Below are 22,855 nucleotides of genomic sequence, written 5' to 3'. Positions count from 1 at the left end.
ATAATTATTCATATTTGAGAATATCCACCGGATTGCCACGCGCCACCTTTACAGAATGGTAGGTTACAATAAGATAGGCCAGCAGCACCGCAAGTGCCACAGAAATCGCGAAGATAAAAGGATCTAATTGAGCGGAGTATGCAAATCCGTCTAACCAAACTGTAATAAGCCCATAAGCCAGTGGTACCGCCAAAAGCACGGATAAAATAATTAATGTCAACATCTCTCTAAAGATCAAATTCACCATTTGATACACATCGGCACCCAGCACTTTTCGGATGCCAATTTCACGTGTACGCAAATTGGTAGTGAAAGAAGCCAAACCCGTTAATCCAAGGAAACTGATGAAAATTGCCAAGTACGTGAGGTATAAAATCAATCGACTTTGGCGGTGTTCATTTTCATACAATTTCATTAGGTCTTTATTCAAAAAGGAAAACTGAAAAGGATTATTCGGATCAGCCCGGCTCCATATTTTCTCAATCTTATTCACTGCGGACACCAAATCTTCGCTGTCCACGCGTACGTGCATCACACCGTAATTATCCTCCTGAAGTAAGATTACCGTGGGCTCAATGGCATCATGCAAGGAGTGTGAATTAAAATTCTCTACCACCCCAATTACTTCCATTTCGTAGAGCTCCACCCCATCTTCATCATATCCCCACTTTAGCAACTTCCCTTTGGCATCCTTCCAATTCATGTAAGTCAGCAACTCCTCATTTACCAGCACTTTTTGCCGGCTTGCGCCAAAATCACTTTTATTAAAATCACGACCATCCAATACTTCAATTTCCATGGTGGGCATATAATTAAGACCCACCCGCATCATATCCACCACACCTTTTGCAAACTCCCCATCCTCATCCTCTATACTCATGAGAGTTCTTTCCAAATCACTACCAGGAACACGGGTGGCATGAGAAGTAGCAATCACTTCCTTCAATTTACCAAGCTGCTTTCGCAAAAGCGGAATTTGCGCCTCGAGGGTACTGTCCCTATCCCTTATCGGAATAAGGATGATGTCTTCCTTATTAAAACCTAAATCCTTGGTACGCACATACTCCATCTGACGGTACATCAGCAGAGCTGTAATCACCACGGCTACGGAAATACAAAATTGGAATCCCACCAAACTTTTTCGCATCCAAATACTATGTGGAGCAGACTTATAACCTCCTCGAATGGCCGCCATAGCAGGAACCTTGCTCATGTTAATGGCTGGATACAAACCGCTCAGCAATCCAACTGCCACCGCCAAAACCAGCGGCAACCACCACAGTGCAGGAAATCTTTCAAAGTCAAGCGCCAAATCCTTGTTAAGGATAGTATTGAATGGTGTAAGCTCAAAAACCACCTCCACCATAACAAAAGCAAGGAAGAGTGCTAGCAAACTCAAAAGCACAGATTCAAAAAATATCAGGCTACGGATTTCAGCCGAGCTACTACCCAGTATTTTTCGCATTCCGGCTTCCTTCACCCGCTCCAAACCACGCGCTGTGGCCATGTTTATATAGTTTATACAGGCAAGTATCAATATCAAAATTCCGATTCCACCAAAGGCATATAGGTAAGATACATCACCGCGAGCTCGGTCATATTGCAGGTTTCTGCCAAAGTGGATATTATCGAGTCGAGTAAGTGTGATGTCATAAAAACCTCCAAAATTCTCTCCCACTTCCTTCATGTACTTATCGTAAAAATCCACGAAGTCTTCTTCCAAATGAATGGCTTCAGTTGATCCGTCCACTTCCACGAAAGTGTAAGCCTCCACATTCCAAAGAGTCTGGATTTGTGTTTCTCTCTCTATGGGGTCATAAAATGCGCTGAGCACGGCATCAAATTTATGATGAGTGTTTGCAGGCCAATTTTCCATCAAACCCGTGATGGTATAATCGTGATTATTGGTGCTGATCACTTTTCCGATAGGATTTTCATTGCCAAAATACCTTTCTGCAAATGATTGTGTCACAACTATAGTGTAAGGATCAGCAAGGCAGTGGCCATGCTCTCCTGCTAAAAATGGAACTTTGAAAACCTCAAAGAAATGGCTGTCGGCCACCGCTATATTTTCTTCATAAAAGCGCTTATCCTCATATTGAAAAAGCACATTCACCTCTATGTGATGGAGTCGGGTATAATTATTTACATAATCAAATTCTTCTGCCAAAAGTGGCCCCAAACTCAGGCTGGTCCCTGCAAATTGCTCACGCTTATTGTTTAGGTCAAACTCAGACTCAATGCGGTAAATGTCACGGTAATCATCCACATTTTTATCATAACTCAGCTCACTTTGTAAGTACAAATAAATGATAATACTGACCGCCAGACCGATGGCCAAACCGAGAATATTGAGCCCTGCATAAAGCTTGTTTTTCCACAAGGCCCGTAGTGCAAATTTTAATCTAAGGCTACGCATGCAACAATGCCTTTTCTGCTACAATTTGTCCGTCCATTAATTTCACAATGCGATTGCTGTATGACGCATCATTCATACTGTGCGTCACCATCACCAAGGTAGTTCCTGCCTCGTTGAGGCTACTCAGCGTTTCCATTATTTCGTTGCCCTGTGCTGAGTCTAGATTTCCTGTGGGCTCATCAGCCAAAATAATTCGCGGCTTAGAAACAATCGCGCGGCCAATAGCCACTTTTTGTTGCTGCCCTCCGGATAGTTGATGTGGGAAGTGATCCATACGGTGGCCTAAAGCAATTTGGTGTAAAACCTGCTTTACACGCTCCCTGCGTTCAGCTGCTTTTACGCCAAGGTAAACAAGCGGTAATTCTATATTTTCAAAAACGGTGAGATCGTCAAGGAGGTTGAAATTTTGAAAGATGAAGCCAATATTAGACTTACGAAGCTTCACCCTACTTTTCTCATTTAGCTTTTTTACATCAGTACTATCAAAAACGTAAAGCCCTTGATCAAAGCCATCCAAGAGGCCCATGATATTTAGCAAGGTTGTTTTTCCACACCCGCTGGGGCCCATTATAGAAACAAACTCGCCCTCAGCAACTTCGAGACTGACATTACTCAAGGCATGAGTTTCTACCGAGTTACTTTTATAAATCTTGGAAATGTGATGCAGGTTTATCATTTGCTATTTAGTGCTTCGAGTTTCAAATTCGGGCTTTAAGATAAGGCATAAGAAAACCCTCGGCAATTTAACGTTTAACACAAAATTCACCTACAGGGAGAAAATGGTTTTGCCGAGGGTAGTTCTCCATTTAATCTCTCAAACGTCTTCCACATAGGACATCTGACAAACTAAATGACAGGACACTAAAGAGCTATTTATTTTACCATACGAATGAATCTCGGCTATAAGTAGTTAAATGATGTGCATTTAACTGTAAAACTGAAAACCTTTTCAGACTTTCCGAAATAATCGATAACAAGCAATTATTAATAGCCATTTTTATGTGTCTTATTGTTTTTTTATTTAATCTCAAACTTGCCTAAGGAATTAGCTTTATGGTTTTTAGTCAGCAATAATTAAAAAAATTTTCCTTCTACTTCATTATTCAAAGTCCCCTTTTCTGAAGTTTCCTTTTAAAGTTTCCAGGATATGGGGTTTATTCATTTTATAGATATAATAATCGTAAATGAGCCATATGCTTACAACAACACCAACCAAATATTTAACATCCGAATGCCCCACAGTATAATATTTATATAAAGTTAGCGGAAGACAAATGATTCCCACAACAAGTAAAAAGGTTTGCTTTCTGTTTTCTTTCATTTTCTCAAAACATTAAATTCAATTATAGATGGTTGAAGTACTGATTTTAATACAGCATTTATTCATTAACCTAATTTTATGACTTCACACCATTCGTATAGATGGAACTACAAAAAAAACCCCGTTCCATTGATTTTCTAAATAGGCAAACATTTATTTTAAAAAAATCCCGAAAAAAGTGTTGGAGGATAACCGATTAACCCTAAAATTCTGCTACTTGAACTTGAAATTAAACAACCAATTTTTTTCCAACGCTAAAAGAACTCCGCTGATTCACAGCTTATTCGGGATTTTTTGGATTCTTCATTAAATCACCACATATCTCACTTCTACATGATGTGTGGCATTTTGTAGATTTTCATCCACATACATTTTATGACCTTTGAGCTTGTTAGCAACATATTCTGATACAACACAGCTTACACCATCTACGCTATGGACTATAACTTCGCCTTCCGCATTGCACTGAAAGTGAATATCTACAGTTTCATCCTCAAGGTTAAAATCTGCTAGCTGTAAGCTAGAAATGCGCAAACACAATTCAGACTTCATCTTTGCTTCTGTTCTTAAAGCCTTGTCGGGAGTTTCCCCCTCGGCTTTGGCTACTCCGGTGAGGCCAACCAGAAGTAGCGCCAAGGCCATCATTTTTATGTTTTTCATGTTATTCATTTTTATGTTTCAGTTTTCGTGATTAGTTAATGGCACATGCTATGCCTCAAACTTTTTACACTGGTTTTCAGTGGTTTAATTTTTAGTGCTAAAAAAACAATGTTCATTATCGAACACCCGCTTGTGCGGTACCGAACACCTTTTGTTACTTTAACCTCATGGAAAAGAGTTACTGCATACTTATAGTTGACGATGATGAGGATATACTCACCAGCGCCCGACTCCTATTGAAGCAGCATTACAGTAATGTGCATACCGCTTCTGATCCGCGAGAAATCAATAGCTTTTTAACCAAGTATCAACCGGACCTCATCCTTTTGGACATGAATTTTCAACGAGGTGTGAATGATGGCCGTGAAGGAATTTATTGGCTAAAACACATAAAAGAGGTAAGCCCCGAGACGCAGGTAATTTTGATGACGGCCTATGGAGAAGTGGAAATTGCCGTTCAGGCTATAAAGAGCGGTGCTTATGATTTTGTACTAAAACCTTGGACCAATGAAAAGCTACTAAGCACCATCGGGACTGCTTTGAAATTTAGCCGTGAGCGCAAAAAAGTAGAGCAGCTGGAACAAACCAAAACCACCCTAGAAGACAGCATTGCCATAAAAAATGAGGATTTCATATCGAAATCTCCAGCCATGCAAAACCTGATGCGAACGCTGGAAAAGGTAGCCGCCACCGATGCTAATATTTTATTGCTTGGCGAAAATGGAACGGGGAAAAGCGTATTGGCTTTAGCTGCTCATAGAATGTCTGGCCGCAATAAAAACTCCTTTATAACCGTAGACCTTGGTGCAATAAGCCACAGTCTTTTTGAAAGCGAACTTTTTGGGCACAAAAAAGGCGCCTTTACCGATGCTAAGGATGATAAGGCCGGGCGATTTGAAACCGCCAATGAAGGCACACTTTTTCTCGATGAAATTGGAAACCTGGATATGGCCCTGCAATCCAAACTTCTTACTGTTTTACAAAATAGAAAAGCCACCCGCTTGGGCGAAAACCGCGAACGCGAAATTGATGTTCGCCTTATAAGCGCCACCAATATGCCTATTCACCAAATGGTGAACGACCATCAGTTTAGGCAAGATTTATTGTACCGAATAAACACGGTTGAAATTCAAATTCCACCGCTAAGGGAAAGGCAGGAAGACATTCCCATTTTAGCTGTTCGCTTTTTAGAAAAATTTTGCCGCAAGTATCACAAAAGTAATTTGCGATTCAGCCCTGCATCGATGGACGAATTGTATCAGTACCATTGGCCCGGAAATATCAGAGAATTGGAACACACAGTAGAACGCTCGGTTATTTTGGCTGAAGGACCATACATTGAGCAATTAGGTTTGCACCTAAATAACAATACAGACACACAACCGAATGGATTAAATTTGGAAGAAATGGAGAAACATTATGTGCTAAAAGCCTTGGATAAAAATCGTGGAAACATTTCAAAAGCGGCCAAAGATTTGGGGTTGACCCGGGCGGCATTATACCGAAGAATGGAAAAGCATGGCCTCTAAAAGATTTGCCCTTCTCATATCACTGCGCATATTGCTAATAGCTGCGAATGTGCTGCTTTCAGCGTGGTTTCTGTTTGACCATCACTTGCTGTTTACACAAATTTTGCTAGCGCTTCTGTTGATAGCTCAGATAACGGAACTCATCTATTTTGCTTCCAAAGTAAACCGTGAGTTGAAGCGCTTTTTTGATGCTCTCAACTACAATGATTTTTCTGTGAGCTTTAATAACAAAAGCTTGGGCGGCTCATTTCGTGAGCTGGACGAAAGCTTCGTGAATATTATTGAAAAGGTAAAAACCAGCAAGGCTCAGCGTGAGAGTCAATCGGAACTTTTGAAATTGGCGCTGGACCACCTTCGCCTTGGGATTATAATTGTGGATCATCATGGAGGTATTATGCTCATCAATCAGGCAGCACAGAGTATGCTGAGCATTCCGCATTTTCATAGCTGGGAAATGCTGCAAAAGAAAAAACCCGCTTTTAGTCAAGCTTTGGGCGATTTCAAATTTGAAGGGCGAAAACTAATAGAATTGGACAGCGGGCAAGGCATTCGTGAATACTATCTCGACCTCGATCATATTTCGCTAATGGGCACTAATTACCGCCTTATTTCTTTCAATGATTTGAAAAATGAAATAGAGCAAAAAGAGATTGATGCCTGGCATAAGCTCATTAGAATTTTGGCTCATGAGGTAATGAATTCGGTAACCCCAGTTACATCGCTATCAGAAACCATAAAAGATTTGCTCACCGATGAATCCGGGAAACCTCTTACCAGAGATCAAATTTCTACCGAAACTATTGACGACATTATTCTCGCCCTCAATACCATCATCCGTAGAAGCCGGGGCATGCTCAACTTTGTGGATGAATACCGAAAACTCACCAAGCTGCCCGCCCCCAATTTTGAAGTGTTTTCAATTGAAGAACTTTTTGACACGGTAATGCATCTGATGCAAGGGCAAGCCAACAAAAAGAAAGTGAGTTTGAAAAAGGATTTGCTGCACAACAGATTGGCCTTACGAGCCGATAAAAAAATGGTGGAGCAAGTGCTCATTAACCTTATCGGAAATGCGCTTTACGCCATGGAAGCTGGCAAAGGAGATGAAATAATACTAAGCGCCAAAATGGAAAGCACAGCAATAGTAATTACTGTAAAAGACAATGGCCCGGGCATTAAAGAAGATATTCTTCACTCCATATTTATCCCCTTCTTCTCTACCAGAAAAAATGGTAGCGGCATTGGACTTACCCTTTCTAAAAACATAATGCAGCTACACAAGGGTCGCATCCACGTTCAATCCAAAGAAAACGAAGGAGCGGTGTTTGAGCTAAGCTTCGGGATATGACCGATTTTTGATTTGGGATTTTAGATTTACGAATTTTCAACAGGATGTCATCCTGAGTGACCGACTAAAGGGAGGTTGTATCGAAGGGTGATGGTTTGTAGTTTGTGAATTTCCCTTTTTTTGAATTTGTTTCGAGTTTAAAACTTCGGATTTAGAGTTTAAAGTTTCGGATTTTGCCCTTCGGCTCCTTTCAGGACTAATCACTCTTCACAACCTTCCCCATTCCCTGCCTGCCATTTTTATACAAGGTGTGAATCATATAAGTACCGGCAGAAACGTCCATAGAAATAGTGAGCGACTGAGGGTTAACAATTTCCTTTACAAGAACGCCATCAACGGAATAAATGGATATAGCTTTCAACTCCCTTAATTCTACTCCTGATAATTTTATTTCACGCATAAATGGATTGGGAGAAACTTCTATTTGATTTGTATGTACACTAATCTCAGGATTACTCAAATACCGTCCAGTTACTCTAACGCTATCCATCACTACATCGGGCATAGGCCTATCACTCGAATTCACGGACACATTCGCAATAGAATCAACAATATTCCATCCATCACGAACTATTGCAAAAATGGGATGGGCGCTCGTTAAAGGTGCCTTGTCATAATCCAGATAAGCATTGTTTTTTAGGTTTATAAAGAACTGACTCCCTCCCGAATTCGGCCCAGAATTAGCCATCGAAATGGTGCGGATGGTATTACTAAGCACTCCCGTACTATCAAATTCATCTGGAATTGTATAACCAGGACCACCCGATCCAGTCCCAGTAGGATCTCCTCCCTGAATCACAAAGTTTTTTATTACCCTATGAAAAATCACTCCATCATAGTATTTTGAATTTACCAAGGTCAAAAAGTTGCCTGCGGTAATTGGCATCAGGGAGTCATACATTTCTACATCAAAATTCCCTAAGGTGGTATAAAAAGTTACTTTGGTTTGAGCTATAATAGCGGTATGAAGACCAATGATGAATGCAATTGAAACTAAAAGTTTTCTCATAATGACGGATGGAATTGGAATTCCTAAATATATACAAATCTCATGTTGAGTTTTAATCGACAGCTTGGAATTCCGATTGGACATTATGGATATCCATTTCAGACCTGGAACTTGAGATTTTAGAGTTTTTATTTCACCTCAAAACCTTAACGTACCTTTGCCGCCATGGAACAGAAGCGCGACATACGAGCCCTTACCCGAGATCAGTTGAAAGAATATTTTGAGAGCATTGGCGAACCTGCCTTTAGAGCTACTCAGGTATTTGAATGGCTATGGAAAAAAGGTGCAAAATCCTTTGAGGATATGACAAACCTCAGCCTTACCCTTCGCGAGAAAATGCAGCAGGAGTTTGTAATAAACCATATACGTGTGGATGAAATGCAGCGCAGCAATGATGGCACTATCAAAAATGCCGTGCGCTTGTATGATGGCAAAGTGGTGGAGTCTGTGCTTATTCCTACCGACAAAAGAATTACGGCTTGTGTTTCTTCACAGGTTGGCTGTAGTTTGGATTGTCACTTTTGTGCTACCGGCCAGCTAAAGCGTATGCGCAACCTCAACGCTGATGAAATTTACGATCAAGTGGTGGCCGTGATGAATGAAGCTGAAAACTTCTTTGATCGTCCGCTTACCAATATTGTGTTTATGGGCATGGGCGAGCCGCTCATGAACTATAAAAATGTGCTGGATGCCATTGAGAAAATCACTTCCCCGGAAGGGCTAAACATGGCCCCACGCAGAATTACAGTAAGCACGGTAGGTCTGGCCAAAATGATAAAAAAGCTGGCCGATGATGAAGTAAAATTCAATCTGGCACTTTCTCTGCACTCGGCAAGAGATGTGGTACGTGATACCATAATGCCTATTAACCTCAAAAACCCGGTGGCTGATTTGGCGGAAGCCCTAAAGTACTGGTACCAAAAAACCAAGAAAAGGGTAACTTACGAATATGTGGTATGGAAAGGTGTGAATGACCAGCCAGAGGACATTGCTGCTTTGGTAAAATTCTGTAACCACATTCCCTGCAAAGTAAACCTGATAGAGTACAATCCTACCGATGACGAACGTTTTGTAAAGGCCTCTGAAGAAGTTTACAACCAGTATGTAAATGAACTAGAGAAAGCCGGAATAGTGGCCAAAATAAGACGCAGCCGCGGTAAAGATATTGATGCAGCTTGTGGCCAATTGGCGAATAAGAATGAACTAACTACCGTTTCAGAATAAAATCTGTGGACTGCGGTCTCCCGACTATGCTCTTCGAAAATCTAATACTACCTTTGGCCGCCATTAATGAGTGATTTAAACCAAATAAAACTTCCTATAAAGGAGGAGATGGATGCTTTTGAACCCAAGTTTAGAAGCTACATGGCCAGCAACGTTGCCCTGCTGGACCGTATCACTTATTATATCATAAAGCGAAAGGGTAAGCAATTGCGCCCCATGCTCGTTTTCCTTACGGCAAAAATGCTGGGCGAAACCAATGAGAGCACCTATCGTGGAGCTGCGCTTATCGAACTAATGCACACCGCAACTTTGGTTCATGATGATGTGGTGGATGACTCCGACCAACGCAGAGGTTTCTTTTCGCTCAATGCTCTTTGGAAAAATAAGGTTGCTGTTTTGGTTGGCGATTATCTGCTTTCTAAAGTCCTTCTACTTTCTGTAGAACACGAAGAATACCAGCTTTTAAAAATTGTAAGCACGGCTGTTCGCGAAATGAGCGAAGGTGAACTATTGCAAATAGAAAAAGCCAGAAGGCTTGATATTACCGAGGACATTTACTTTGAAATTATTCGTCAAAAAACGGCATCCCTCATAGCTTCCTGCTGTGGAACTGGTGCTGCTTCTGTTACTAAAGATCAAGAGACTATTGACAAAATGATAGCTTTTGGTGAAGCCCTTGGAATTGCTTTTCAAATAAAGGACGACCTTTTTGACTACGAAACCGAAGCTAAAACTGGTAAGCCAACAGGTATTGATATTAAGGAGCAAAAAATGACTTTGCCCTTGATTTATGCTCTGCAGAACTCTTCAAAAAAGGATAAGCGCTTTATGATAAATGTGGTAAAGCGCCATAATAGAGATCGCAAAAAAGTGGAGCAGGTGATGCAAATGGTAAAAACCACTGGAGGTATGGATTACGCTACTTCCAGGATGAATGAGTATCATAAAAAAGCATTAGACATTCTATCTGAATTTCCTGAAGGCATAGCCAAAGATTCTCTACAAAAGCTTACCTACTACGTAATTTCACGAACTAAGTAGAATTTTCAAAAATTCATGCACAAATTAGGACTCTTGCCGTTAGAGCCCTATAATTGAATATTATTTTAAACCATAAATTTTTATCAAACCACATGGAAGATTTTCAAACCTACTGGGAGCAAGTTTCAGGATTAGTAATTGAGTACGGAGCAAGTCTATTGTTGGCCATTCTGGTCTTAATAATTGGCCTTTGGCTCATCAAAAAAATTGTAAAAACGGTATCGCGCACAATGGAGAAGCGCAATGTGGATGCATCGCTTCGTCCCTTTTTAGCCTCCATAATAAAAGCATTGCTCACCATTATGCTAGTAATTACTGTTGCAAGTATGGTTGGTGTAGAAATGACTTCCTTCGTTGCAGTACTTGGTGCCGCTGGTTTGGCAGTAGGTTTGGCACTGCAAGGTAGCTTGGCGAATTTTGCTGGAGGAGTTCTTATTCTTTTGTTAAAGCCATTTAAAGTAGGTGACTTTATTGAAGCTAATGGTTTCTCAGGAACTGTTCGAGAAATTCAAATTTTCTACACCTACATTACGACCACTCAAAATCAGGAAGTAGTAATACCTAACGGAGACTTGTCCAACAATGCCGTGAAAAACTATTCTTTCCATGACACACGTAGAATTGACATGACTTTTGGTATTGGCTATGAAGACGACATCGATCAAGCGAAGAAAATTTTGCGAGAAATTGTAGAGAGCGACTCTCGCATATTGCAGGATAAAGGTGTTGACATTTTCTTAGAAGAATTGGCCGATAGCAGCGTAAACTTCCACGTAAGAGCTTGGGCCAAGAGTTCTGACTTCTGGGATATTTACAACAATATGAATGAAAAAGTGAAAAAAGCATTTGATGCGGCTGGAGTTAGTATTCCATTCCCACAACGCGATGTGCACCTTTTTCAAGAAAATAAAGCATAAGCAAAGTTTCTTTTAGAAACCATTTTAGCTTCTAGCATTAAGAGGTCAGGCCCAAAAAGCTTGACCTTTTTTGTTTCCTTATGGCAAAGTCTTAGTCTTCAAAACTAAACTTCGAGGCCTCAATTTCATTCCGTAATTTTGCCCGTTCTACTTTAATTCATGATCAGCAACGAATCCATTGATAAAATTTTTGAAACCGCCCGTATTGAGGAGGTTATTGCTGATTTTGTCACCCTCAAAAAAGCAGGAAGTAGTTACAAAGGGCTCAGTCCTTTTGTCAATGAAAAGACACCTTCTTTTATCGTTTCTCCTGCCAAGCAGATTTACAAAGACTTTAGTAGTGGCAAGGGTGGTAATGTGGTAAGCTTCCTCATGGAGCATGAGCACTACTCCTACCCCGAGGCCCTAAAATGGCTTGCTGCCCGCTATAATATTGAGGTAGAAGAAACTGGTCAAACCGATGAGCAGAAACAAAAACGCTCAGAAAAGGAAAGCCTTTATCTGGTAAATGAATTTGCCAACCGCTATTTTCAAGATCAACTATGGAAGAGTGAAGAAGGTAAAAATATTGGACTAAGTTATTTTAAGGAACGTGGTTTTACTGAAGAAACCATCAAGAAGTTTCAGTTGGGTTATAGCCCAAATGAATATGAAGCCTTTACTAAAGCCGCCCAAAAGGAGCAGTATAGTCTTGAGTTTTTAGTAAAATCCGGGGTAACCAAAGAGAGCAATGGACGCACCACAGACCGCTTTCGCGGAAGGGTAATGTTTCCGATTCTGAGCCATACTGGTCGGGTACTAGGTTTTGGCGGACGTACCTTAATGAAGGACGCCAAAATTGCCAAGTACCTCAACAGTCCGGAAAGTGAAATTTACCACAAGAGTAAAACCCTCTACGGTATTTTTCAAGCTAAGAATGAACTTAGCAAGCAAGACAACTGTCTGCTTGTAGAAGGCTACACAGATGTTATTAGCTTAAATCAAGCTGGAGTAAAAAATGTAGTAGCCTCTTCGGGCACATCTCTTACCAAAGACCAAATTGTACTTATAAAGCGCTATACCAAGAATGTGACAATTCTATATGATGGCGATAGCGCAGGTATCAAAGCTTCCTTGCGAGGAATAGACATGATACTTGAGGAAGGTCTAAACGTTCAGGTGCTTTTATTCCCTGATGGTGAAGACCCTGATTCCTTTGCAAAAAAAGTTTCTTCTACAGAGCTTACAGATTATATAAAAGAGGAAAAACAAGATTTCCTTCGATTTAAAGCTGCTCTTCTGCTCAAAGAAGCGGGCAGTAATCCGCTAGAGAAATCTAAAGCCGCCCGTGATATTGTAGAAAGTATTGCTGTAATCCCTGATGCGCTACAGCGAAATGCTTATATACAGGAATGTGCTCACGTGCTCCAAATGCAGGAGCGCATACTTTTTACAGAGCTTGCTCAGGTAATGAAGAATGTGGCTGTACGCCAAGAGAAGGAACAACAACGCGAAGAGAAAGCGAATGCCCGACTTCAAGTTGTAGAAAATGAGAGTGCACCACCATCTGCCATTGATATCACTACAACTGCTCATTATGAGCAAGAGCGTTCGCTTTGTTGGCTTCTGCTAAATTACGGCCAGCATTTATGCACATTCCACGAAAGTGAAGACGAAGATGAAGAAGATGAAGAAGCTGAGCTTGATCAAGAAACAGTAGCTGAATACATAGTGAGTGAACTTGCCGTAGATGAGATTGTATTTAACAATTCAGCTTTTAATGAAATTTTAGAAAGCTTCACCAAGGCTTTTGATGATCATGGACAAATTCTTAATTCGGATTACTTTGTAAGAAAAGAGGGGTCAGAAATTGTAAATGTGGTTGTGGATCTGGTAACCGAAAAGCATGAGCTGCACGACTGGCAGCGTCAAAAAGTTTTTGTACCCGAAAAAAATGCCTTTGTAAAAAACTACACTATTCAGGCAGTTTTGCGCTATAAGGAAAAGCGTATAAGTGACCTAATTCGTCAAATTCAGACGGACTTAAAAAATGCGGATAATGTAGCTGAAGAATTGGTGCGTAAAATTGAAACTTTTAATAAGCTGAATCAACTAAGGGCACAAATCGACAAAGAATTGAATCGAGTAGTATAAGACAGTATATGAAGCTATCAATAGAAAATCTATTTCAGTTACTTTTTCCTCTGTTGGTTTGTTCACTATACCTACCCCCGGTGTTTTACACTTTATTCACCTCATGCCTTGTCATATTAGCTGGTTTTGCTTTAAGCAAAGGTTATAATCTAAATTACAAGCAGCCTCTACCCTGGTTGTTTGCTGGTTTTTTTGTAGTTCATTTAAACGGATTGTTCATTAACACGGACCTTACTGCTGTATTGAATGGTGTTCAAAATAAGCTCAGCTTCATTTTATTACCATTCATCCTAACGGTTTTCCAGCCCCTACTTACCAGAAGTTTTTTTAGGAAACTAATAGCGGCCTTTTTCTATAGTTCCGTCTTGATTTGCGTGGTGTTCCTGATTCTTTCTACCATCAATCTATTTGAAAACTACAATCAACTAGCAGAGCATAACCGAATTGAGGAGTTACGTGCATTTAATCATTATTACGCTTCTTTTCTTACTCACGGGTATATGCATCGCAGTTATTTTGGACTTCTTATTGGAGCTGCCTTATTCTCTAGTCCTTTTGTGGCACCCATTCATTCGGCCAAGCGTTTCTTCTTTTATTTAGCTATTGTGCTGCTTTTAGGGGTTCTCTTTCTATTACAATCCCGCATGATACTAATCGCATTTGTATTTTGTGCCTTTCTTTACTTAGTCTTAAAAATCATACAATCAAGATCTATTACTTGGGCCATCTATTTAGGTTTGGGAATCCTTTCTTTAGGTGTATTAGCTTTCTTTTTTAAGGATTCACCGTATAACAGATTTAATAAAGTTGCGGTGGAAGATTACGAGCTATCAGGTGACTCGAATGACTTTACAGGAAGCACCATTCGCTTTGCTATTTGGGAAAATAGCTTAGAACTAATCAAAGAACACCCTGTAGTTGGGGTAGGTTATGGAGATCTAAGAAAAAAGAGGCTAGAAGTATATCGTGAAAATGGTTTTAAAATTGGCCATAGCCAAAAGTTTAACAGTCATAATCAACTGCTGGAAACTCAGCTAGTAGCCGGAATTCCGGGAACGTTTTTTCTTTTGGCTATGTTTGGAGTAGTCGTTTGGATCGCCATTAAAAGAAAAGACACACACCTGTTTATCCTTACTACTTTTATATTTCTCAGTATGCTCACCGAGGCCATGTTTGAGCGACAATTGGCTATTACCTTTTGGTGCACTTATATTTTGGCCTTAGCCATGGGCGAAAAAGTAGCTTTCAAAAAAGAAGAGCCTGCATTTAGCAAGCTCTCTTAACGTTATTTAGTAACTCTGAATTATTGTTTAGCAGAAGCCGTGAGCACGCCTTGGTAGGTTTGCTTGTCTTGAAGTACTTCCAGCGCTTTGGCTATTTCTTTATCAGAATGAAGTGCGTTGGCAATTCTTCCACTATCATAATAATACCTTGAAGCAATTTCCTCTTCCAGCAATCGCTTTATTTGAGCTTTATTTGCTTCCAAGTCATTGTTATGTCTCGACTCATATCTCTTTCTCAACCCTTCAATTTCCGATTGTAAATCGGCAAAATAAGCCTCATCCTTTGCTGCAGTCTCCAGCTTCTCAAGAGCCTTTTCTGTTTCGGTATCGTAGTGAAAATCCTTGTCTTCCACCCATTTTACAAATGATGCATATTCGGCATCACTAAGCTCAAATTCCTTTGCGGGAGCAATGCTTTCATGCGAACGGGCATACTCAGTAACCCAGTCAAACAGCAGCATTTCTTTATAGAGTGAAATAATAATTGGGCTCAAATCTTCCGGCTCCATTTCTATATCAGGATCAATTCCTCCACCATCAAACACAGGGCGACCATTAGCCGTGGTAAACTGCGTACGCAGTGAATCCGGAATTTTAACTACACTACCTTCTTCATCACGCTCAGCGTAATTAATAGCTTGAATACATCTTCCACTTGGGGTGTAATATTTGGCTATAGTTACCTTTAATTGTGCACCATAACTTAATTGGCGAGTTTGCTGCACCAGGCCTTTACCATAACTACGTTGACCAATAATTACGGCTCTATCATAATCCTGAAGAGTTCCAGATACAATCTCAGAGGCGGAGGCACTTCCTCTATTAATCAATACGGCTACTGGAATCTCCAAATCCTCGGGGCTGTTAAGTGTTTTATAGGTTTTCTCCCACTCTTCCATTTTCCCTTTGGTATCTACTACCTCTTTTCCTTTTTCAATGAAAATGTTGGTGATGTTTACCGCCTCATTCAGCAACCCTCCTGGGTTACCCCTTAAGTCTAAAACCAAACCTTGTAATTCGTTTTCCTTTTTTAACTCCTTCAATGCAGCCTTCACTTCTTTACTTGCCTTATCGGTAAAGCTTGTAAGCACAATGTAGCCCACATTCTCATCGAGCATTCCATAGTATGGTACGCTCTTCACATGTACATCCTCACGTTCAAAGGTCTTAGTAATTATTTTCCCCGCACGTTCTACTTTTAGGGTAACTTCTGTTCCAGCAGCACCTTTCAAAGCAGTGCTTACATCACTTGTTGATTTTCCTGTTATTGGTTTTCCATCAACCTCCAAAATTCTATCACCTGCTTTAAAGCCAGCCTTATCTGCCGCAAAACCTTCATAAGGTGTGGTAAGTACAATTTCATCTCCTCGCTTTCTTATGGAAGCTCCAATACCACCATAGTTACCTGTGGTTTGGATTTTAAAATCTTCCACTCGTTCTTCAGGAATGTACGTAGTGTAAGGGTCTAGAGATTCTAGCATTGACTCCATAGCCTCAGTCATAAGTTCGCCCGGCTGCGTTTCGTCTACGTAGTAAAGGCTAACTTCCTTAAATACATTGGTGAAAATATCGAGCTGCTTGCTTATCTCGAAGTAGTCCGGTTTAAAGGCTACTGAAAATATCAATAGGACACCCGCTAAAGATGCCAGGCTTAGTTTTGTGATCTTCTTCATGTGCTTTCGTAAATTATAGATTGAAGCTCTGAGTAGCAAAATAGGGAAAAACGAAGGTAAGATAAAAACGAGGTTTCCTTCAAATGATTGCCCTCAAATAGCTTTTTTAGCCTCCTGTAGTTTTACCAGGAGTTTCTTCATGCTTTTCTCCACCTCAGAATAAGGTGCAATTTCGCCCTTAAGGTAAATAATCATAACTGCCAACTCTGGGCCATCCTCCTCTAGCAAAGCAGCTTTTTGTAATCTGAAAGCCTCGCGCAGTCTCCTTTTTACTTGATTTCGGTCTACCGCTTTCTTTATTCTTTTTTTAGCAACCGACACCCCCATTAATGTGTTCTTCTCAGCTTCAGCTAAAGGAAGATACACAGCCACCAACGGATAAGCCTTTACAGACTTTCCTGCACTAAATAGCTCCGCAATCAATTTGCGACTTTTTAGTTTTTCAGCTTTACCGAGTGTTTGCTTCATCCTACAAATAAACGAAATGAAGCCCTTGAGAGGGCTTCATTTAATATTGGAAATAGTATGTCAAAGTAAATCTACTTCTTATTTACGCTCTTAATATGTGCCTCCAAAGCCATAGTCATACTAGGTGCTTTAGGAGTAGGTACTTTTATATCCAGCCTCAAACCAGCATCTTTCACAGCCTTATGTGTGCTGGATCCAAAAGCCGCAATCTTAGTATCATTTTGCTTAAAGTCAGGGAAGTTTTCCATCAAAGACTTTATTCCACTTGGGCTAAAGAAAACAAGTATATCATAATATACATCTGCCAAATGAGATAAATCACTTGCAACAGTGTTGTACATAATTGCACGAGTGTAATCAATCTTAGCTTCCTTCAAAAGTTTAGGAATCTCAGCCTTTAAAGTATCGGAAGATGGCAAAAGGAACTTTTCATCCTTGTGCTTTTTCATAAGAGGCACAAGATCTTTAAAGGTATTATTACCAAAATAAATTTTACGCTTACGATACACTACATATTTCTGAAGGTAATATGCAATCGCCTCAGAGGTACAGAAGTACTTCATCTCATTTGGCACTGTGAAACGCATTTCTTCACAAATTCTAAAATAATGATCTACAGCGTTACGACTGGTAAGAATTACCGCTCCATAGCTCTGTACATTAATTTTCTGCTTTCTCACCTCCGCTGAGTCTACACCCTCCACATGAATAAAAGGAATGAAGTCAACCTTCACTTTATTCTTTTCTGCTAAATCAAAGTATGGTGAATTCTCCGTCTGAGGCTCAGGCTGAGAAACTAAAATGGTTTTTACCTTCAAAATAATGCCGTTTTGGGTTAGTTATCGAAATCACAATCTCTTATCTGTAAAGGCTTTGAAGCCAACTCACAAGAAAGATCAAGGGAGTGATTTCCAGCGCGCAAAGGTAGAAAATTTTATAGTACAAGAAAGCATCTATACGCCAAATCCTAATTGTGAAAAACTGAACCGAGAAATAATAACCTCCACATAACACTATGAGGAGCAGATAATAGAGCACCTGATAAGCTTCACCTCCATACACCATGGCAATGCATACTGGGAACAGTACCACCCCCAGCCAAGCTCTATATGCAAAAGACACATTTTGAGCGCTGGCTATAAAGTCAGTTTTATTGAACACCCACCCTACTAAAAGCCCCATGAAATTCTTAAAAACAAAGAACAACAGCAGAATCATTATTAACCGAAGGTACATTCGCCACTCTCCCAGTACTGGAAGTTCATGGTGGTATGGATGCAGAATCAAAAACACGGCAAGGCCTAAAATAGCGAAGGAACTTAAGCCCAGGCTTACATCAAAAAGTCCACGACCTACTACAGGGCGAAAACTACCTTCTAGCTCGGATCTATTGGCATGAAAAGGAAGTATACAAAAGGCCTTGAAACGAATAGGATTATACAACCTGGCCGCCAACAATAGGCTAAAAACACCTAATGACAGCCACAGTAACCAATCCGTATGATGTAAAGGAAGAACCTGTTCCATTGGCCGCAAATTTAACCGACTTTTAATTGCAAAGCATCATCCGTCTTACACAATCTAAATACGATGATGAAACAAGGCCTGTTTGTTTACATTTGTGAAAAATTTTTCAGATTCATGGCAAGTGATTTATTTCAATCTCCGGATTATTACAACCTAGACGAGCTTCTAAGTGAGGAACACATATTAGTAAGAAACGCCACTCGTGATTGGGTAAAGAAGAGTGTTTCGCCAATTATTGAGGACTATGCACAACGTGCTGAATTTCCAAAGCAACTCCTTAACGGCTTAGCAGAGGTTGGTGCTTTTGGACCTTACATACCTGAAGAATATGGAGGTGCTGGCCTTGATCAAATCTCCTATGGATTGATGATGCAAGAAATAGAACGTGGAGACTCAGGAGTTCGATCTACTTGCTCGGTACAATCATCGTTGGTGATGTATCCTATTTATACTTACGGAAATGAGGAACAGCGAAAAAAATACCTTCCAAAATTAGCTTCCGGAAAATTTCTTGGAAGCTTTGGACTTACAGAACCTAACTTTGGATCCAACCCTGGAGGAATGATTACCAACTTTAAAGATATGGGCGACCACTATCTTTTGAATGGTGCTAAAATGTGGATTTCCAATGCACCGTTTTGCGATGTTGCTGTAGTTTGGGCTAAGGATGAAACAGGCCGTATTCATGGGTTAATCGTAGAGCGCGGAATGGAAGGTTTTACAACCCCCGAAACTCACAACAAATGGAGCCTTAGAGCAAGCGCTACCGGTGAACTTGTTTTTGACAATGTGAAAGTCCCAAAGGAAAACCTATTACCTAATAAATCTGGGCTTGGCGCACCATTAGGTTGCCTGGATAGCGCTCGCTATGGCATTGCCTGGGGAGCACTTGGTGCAGCTATGGATTGCTATGATACCGCACTGAGATATTCAAAAGAACGCATCCAGTTCGGTAAACCAATTGGTGGATTTCAGCTACAGCAAAAGAAGCTTGCTGAAATGATTACTGAAATCACCAAAGCTCAACTTATGGTTTGGAGACTTGGTGTTCTTAAAAACGAGAAGAAAGCAACCTCGGCTCAAATTTCTATGGCAAAACGAAATAGTGTAGAGATTGCACTAAACATTTGCCGCGAAGCACGCCAAATGCTTGGTGGAATGGGCATCACTGGAGAGTACTCTATTATGCGCCATATGATGAACCTAGAGTCTGTGGTGACTTACGAAGGAACACATGACATTCACCTACTAATTACTGGTATGGATGTAACTGGACTCAATGCATTCAAATAATGTTAGAACAAGAATTAAGAGATTGTATTAAAGAAATTCCCGACTTCCCAAAGCCGGGAATTTCTTTTAAGGACATAACCCCGATTTTGTCAAACCCCGCATTATGCCACAAGTGTGTAGAAGCCATGGCTGAATGGGCAAAAAGGCTGAATCCGGATATAATTGCAGGTGTGGAGTCAAGAGGTTTTATGTTTGGCTTTGCTTTGGCACAAAAGTTAAACATACCCTTTGTACCCATTAGAAAACCAGGAAAGCTTCCTAGAGAAGTGTTTTCCTGCAGTTACGATCTGGAATATGGGTCAGCAACTTTGGAGCTTCACAAAGAAGACATCAAGCCTGATGCAAGAGTAATTGTACACGATGACTTACTTGCCACAGGTGGCACTGTAAGTGCGGCTATCAAATTAATTGAAAGCGCTGGAGCTGAAGTAATAGCTGCCCAGTTTTTGGTTGAGCTATCTTTTCTTAATGGCGACACATCCTTTGCTCAGAAATTAGAAAAGCACAGCCTAGTTTCGTACTAAGTAAACGAAGCATGCAAAAAGCAAAAGCCGGCTCGAATTGCTTCGAGCCGGCTTTTTTATATTCCCTAACACTCCGGTTTTAGTAAACCTTTGTGCTATTTCTGTATCCAGAAAGATCAGCATACCAATCTGCACTTTGACTTCCTCCTGACTGTGCCCAAGTAGCAAAGTAACTATATGCTGTTACAATATCCTCTTTCTCCACGGGGTAGTCAAAATCACCAGCAACGTTTATCGCCCAAGGATGGTTTTTCTCAGTCTTGTAAAATTTACCATTAGATACTTGCGTATCATCCGCTCCCACACCAAAAAAGCTGTTGTCCACCAAGTCAGTTGGCTGGTGGCCAGCTAAGTGAACCTCTTTGCCCCTTTCTCCATTAATAAAAATAAATGGATTGAAAGGAGCCATACCTAATTGACCCTGAGAAATAGCTGTATTAAAAGCTATTTGAATATTCAGGGTATCCGGGGTTTTAATAGCCTCCGTTTTTACTGTGTTAACAAAACTAGTTCCACCTACATCCTTAATTGTTTTAAAAGCATTGTCAAAAACTATTATGGTAGCCTTAGTTTGCCCTTGCTCAGTTCCATTAGAAGATTCGTTGACAAATCCTTGAGTCAAAAGATTACCACTTACAGATGCTACAGCCGATGACGCACAACCTAATTGAACACCAAAGCCATTAGTAAAACCTGCTCCTATTGCCTTAGTAACAAACCTACCTTCAACTCTTACAACCTCATTATTAGCGTTGGTTACCATAGTGTAATTATAACCTACCACTAAGTCATTAAAATCATAATCACCAGCGTGTGGCCATAAATCTTCAAAAGCTATAGTTGCAAAATTATTAGCAGATGGGTAATATATGGCTCCACTAGCAGCAGGGTCATTTGGATAAAGATCAACATCATTACCAACACCATCATTATCATCATCTGCTATTTGTGGGCTTCCATTGCCTACAGGATTACAAGCATTCGTAGCAATGTATACGTTACATGCCAAAGTTGCTGGAGCATTTATTGCTCCTGTATTTGTTTCTACACCATCTAAGTCACAATACTCCAAACTTCCGTTTAGCGATCCACCGCCATTAATAGTTGTTTTACCACTCACCTTCATCAACGAAGTAGCTGCACCCGTTCCAGTAATTGAGTTGTTTATCGTTGCTTCCGCACCTTCTAACATACCACCGTCTTTTAGTGTCACTACTCCGCCTCCATTTACGGTCAATTTACCGTCTACACCGATATATCCTTCAATTGTAATTGGAGCATTGAAATCCATCTTACCACCTACCATCATTTTACATGTATTCAGTGTAGTTGAGCCTCCGTTAAGAGCCACATTCCCTTCTATATCTAAAGTTCCGTAGTTGTTCAGTGTTGAACTAACATTCATGTTTTGTCCAACGGTCACTGTACCATAATTATCTAAATCAGCATTACTGTTCAGGTTAAGGCCTTTTTCAATTTCAAGTGTTCCATAGTTAGTAACTACACCTGAAGGAGAAAAGCTATTCTCTATTGACAAGTCAGCATTATAAACTGTAAGCGTACCATTTGAATTTACCGAAAGGTTTTTAATAGTAACATCCGCACCATCCGTGATTTCCAAGAAAGAGCCATTATTTAGACTTATCTGGTTGATATCAGCTGTACCACATATACGCACAGTTACACCACCCTTGTTAATGTTGATATTTCCAGTTGTATTTCCTGTAAAACAATAAACCAACCCAGGATCATTACTGTTTACACTTACATTGCTAGAATGATTATTGAAAGTTTGATCACATCCTGAAGTACAGTTAGTACTAACGGGGGCAGTTTTCCTGAGGCTTTTTTGAGCAGAAAAGTCATAATTAAAGCTATTTCCTTGTGCTTCAATCACCGTCATCACAGAGCTTCCATCAGGAAAGTTCAACACAGCGTATACCGTTTTTACCGTATTAGCCAGAACCACAGAACCTGTAAGCGTTCCATTTGCCTCCAAAAATTTCGACTCTAAAAGACCACCTCCACCATAAGGTGAAAAATCATAGATATCTAATCTTAGTTTTTCTTTTCCCCATTGGCTAATATTAGAAAAACTATAATCCACTCCTCGCGAATTTTGATAATCAAAATTTGCAGGAACAACCATTTCATCAGTATGGGCTACATTATTATTTACCGAAACAGTTTCCGGATCGTCTTTTTTACAAGAAGAAAATGCAACTGCTAGAGTTAGAGTTGCAAGTGAGAGCTTCATTAATTTCATAATTATCGTGAGTAATTAAAGTTTCATGAGCGAAAGTACATCAGCTATCGACACCGAATTAAAGAATTCGACCAATTGCAATATTTCATCGCTGTAGGTTTACTGTAGTACTATTTGCACAACATTAAAACCTGCTGCAAGTTACTGGTTTTTCAACCCAGAACCTAAATAAATCCTTTGATAGCGGGCAACACAGAAGGAATTACCAATAAATTTACTA

18 protein-coding genes are annotated in these 22,855 nt (G+C 40.2%); 9 read left to right on the top strand and 9 right to left on the bottom strand.

Features of this window, described 5'->3' with window-relative positions:
* Nucleotides 1–4 precede the first annotated feature (4 nt).
* The 3 genes from OWEHO_RS13475 to OWEHO_RS13460 all read right to left on the bottom strand — a co-directional run bounded on the left by OWEHO_RS13475 (nucleotide 5) and on the right by OWEHO_RS13460 (nucleotide 4,400).
* The gene (locus OWEHO_RS13475; RefSeq protein ID WP_014203042.1) at nucleotides 5–2,419 is read right to left on the bottom strand and encodes an ABC transporter permease; all 2,415 of its coding nucleotides are present in this window, start codon (nucleotides 2,417–2,419) and stop codon (nucleotides 5–7) included.
* The gene (locus OWEHO_RS13470; protein ID WP_014203041.1) at nucleotides 2,412–3,095 is read right to left on the bottom strand and encodes an ABC transporter ATP-binding protein; all 684 of its coding nucleotides are present in this window, start codon (nucleotides 3,093–3,095) and stop codon (nucleotides 2,412–2,414) included. The genes OWEHO_RS13475 and OWEHO_RS13470 overlap by 8 nt, the downstream gene beginning before the upstream one ends.
* Before the next feature lie 951 nt (nucleotides 3,096–4,046).
* Entirely contained in the window at nucleotides 4,047–4,400 is a 354-nt protein-coding gene (locus OWEHO_RS13460) for a hypothetical protein (RefSeq protein WP_014203039.1), read from the bottom strand.
* Nucleotides 4,401–4,567: 167 nt separating this feature from the next.
* On the opposite strand from OWEHO_RS13460, the gene OWEHO_RS13455 reads away from it, so the two are divergent.
* Nucleotides 4,568–5,929 carry a sigma-54-dependent transcriptional regulator gene (locus OWEHO_RS13455; RefSeq protein WP_014203038.1) on the top strand — a complete coding sequence of 454 codons (1,362 nt, stop codon included), beginning with the start codon at nucleotides 4,568–4,570 and terminating at the stop codon, nucleotides 5,927–5,929.
* Entirely contained in the window at nucleotides 5,919–7,277 is a 1,359-nt protein-coding gene (locus OWEHO_RS13450) for a sensor histidine kinase (RefSeq protein ID WP_014203037.1), read from the top strand. Before OWEHO_RS13455 ends, OWEHO_RS13450 begins: the two co-directional genes overlap by 11 nt.
* Nucleotides 7,278–7,473: 196 nt before the next feature.
* Here the strand turns inward: OWEHO_RS13450 and OWEHO_RS18515 are convergent, their stop codons facing one another.
* Complete coding sequence (locus tag OWEHO_RS18515) at nucleotides 7,474–8,286, bottom strand: peptidylprolyl isomerase (protein ID WP_083828010.1); 813 nt, start codon at nucleotides 8,284–8,286, stop codon at nucleotides 7,474–7,476.
* A gap of 165 nt (nucleotides 8,287–8,451) precedes the next feature.
* Here OWEHO_RS18515 and rlmN point away from each other — a divergent pair, with 165 nt between their 5' ends.
* The 5 genes from rlmN (at nucleotide 8,452) to OWEHO_RS13420 (ending at nucleotide 14,884) form a co-directional block, all read left to right on the top strand.
* The gene (rlmN, locus tag OWEHO_RS13440) at nucleotides 8,452–9,510 is read left to right on the top strand and encodes a 23S rRNA (adenine(2503)-C(2))-methyltransferase RlmN (RefSeq protein ID WP_014203035.1); all 1,059 of its coding nucleotides are present in this window, start codon (nucleotides 8,452–8,454) and stop codon (nucleotides 9,508–9,510) included.
* A gap of 66 nt (nucleotides 9,511–9,576) precedes the next feature.
* Nucleotides 9,577–10,551 carry a polyprenyl synthetase family protein gene (locus OWEHO_RS13435; protein WP_014203034.1) on the top strand — a complete coding sequence of 325 codons (975 nt, stop codon included), beginning with the start codon at nucleotides 9,577–9,579 and terminating at the stop codon, nucleotides 10,549–10,551.
* A gap of 92 nt (nucleotides 10,552–10,643) precedes the next feature.
* On the top strand, nucleotides 10,644–11,468 hold the full coding sequence (locus OWEHO_RS13430) for a mechanosensitive ion channel family protein (RefSeq protein ID WP_014203033.1): 825 nt from the start codon (nucleotides 10,644–10,646) through the stop codon (nucleotides 11,466–11,468).
* Between the two features lie 159 nt (nucleotides 11,469–11,627).
* Nucleotides 11,628–13,601: a DNA primase gene (gene dnaG, locus OWEHO_RS13425; protein ID WP_014203032.1), complete on the top strand. Its 1,974-nt coding sequence runs from the start codon at nucleotides 11,628–11,630 to the stop codon at nucleotides 13,599–13,601.
* A 212-nt stretch (nucleotides 13,602–13,813) separates the two neighbouring features.
* A complete protein-coding gene (locus tag OWEHO_RS13420; protein WP_169312794.1) occupies nucleotides 13,814–14,884 on the top strand; it encodes an O-antigen ligase family protein in 1,071 nt (356 codons plus the stop codon).
* Between the two features lie 20 nt (nucleotides 14,885–14,904).
* On the opposite strand, the gene OWEHO_RS13415 is transcribed toward OWEHO_RS13420, so the two are convergent.
* From OWEHO_RS13415 to OWEHO_RS13400, 4 genes are all read right to left on the bottom strand, one after another.
* The gene (locus tag OWEHO_RS13415; protein WP_014203030.1) at nucleotides 14,905–16,557 is read right to left on the bottom strand and encodes a S41 family peptidase; all 1,653 of its coding nucleotides are present in this window, start codon (nucleotides 16,555–16,557) and stop codon (nucleotides 14,905–14,907) included.
* A gap of 93 nt (nucleotides 16,558–16,650) precedes the next feature.
* A complete protein-coding gene (rnpA, locus tag OWEHO_RS13410; RefSeq protein WP_014203029.1) occupies nucleotides 16,651–17,025 on the bottom strand; it encodes a ribonuclease P protein component in 375 nt (124 codons plus the stop codon).
* 71 nt (nucleotides 17,026–17,096) lie between these two features.
* Nucleotides 17,097–17,843 (bottom strand): uroporphyrinogen-III synthase, encoded by a 747-nt coding sequence (locus tag OWEHO_RS13405; RefSeq protein WP_014203028.1) that lies wholly within the window; start codon nucleotides 17,841–17,843, stop codon nucleotides 17,097–17,099.
* Between the two features lie 40 nt (nucleotides 17,844–17,883).
* Entirely contained in the window at nucleotides 17,884–18,552 is a 669-nt protein-coding gene (locus OWEHO_RS13400; protein ID WP_014203027.1) for a DUF4271 domain-containing protein, read from the bottom strand.
* Between the two features lie 114 nt (nucleotides 18,553–18,666).
* Between OWEHO_RS13400 and OWEHO_RS13395 the strand changes: the two genes are divergently transcribed.
* Together OWEHO_RS13395 and OWEHO_RS13390 are read left to right on the top strand one after the other, a co-directional pair.
* Complete coding sequence (locus OWEHO_RS13395) at nucleotides 18,667–19,845, top strand: acyl-CoA dehydrogenase family protein (protein WP_014203026.1); 1,179 nt, start codon at nucleotides 18,667–18,669, stop codon at nucleotides 19,843–19,845.
* Nucleotides 19,845–20,369, top strand: coding sequence for an adenine phosphoribosyltransferase (locus OWEHO_RS13390; RefSeq protein ID WP_014203025.1), 525 nt, complete (start codon nucleotides 19,845–19,847; stop codon nucleotides 20,367–20,369). The genes OWEHO_RS13395 and OWEHO_RS13390 overlap by 1 nt, the downstream gene beginning before the upstream one ends.
* A gap of 79 nt (nucleotides 20,370–20,448) precedes the next feature.
* Here OWEHO_RS13390 and OWEHO_RS17985 read toward each other — a convergent pair whose 3' ends face one another.
* Nucleotides 20,449–22,626: an LruC domain-containing protein gene (locus tag OWEHO_RS17985; protein WP_052301137.1), complete on the bottom strand. Its 2,178-nt coding sequence runs from the start codon at nucleotides 22,624–22,626 to the stop codon at nucleotides 20,449–20,451.
* Nucleotides 22,627–22,855 lie beyond the last annotated feature (229 nt).

It is taken from the genome of Owenweeksia hongkongensis DSM 17368, assembly GCF_000236705.1.
GTDB classification, from domain to species: domain Bacteria; phylum Bacteroidota; class Bacteroidia; order Flavobacteriales; family Schleiferiaceae; genus Owenweeksia; species Owenweeksia hongkongensis.
The sequence above is the reverse complement of the archived record's forward strand: the minus strand, read 5'-3'. Positions and strand labels throughout refer to the sequence as shown.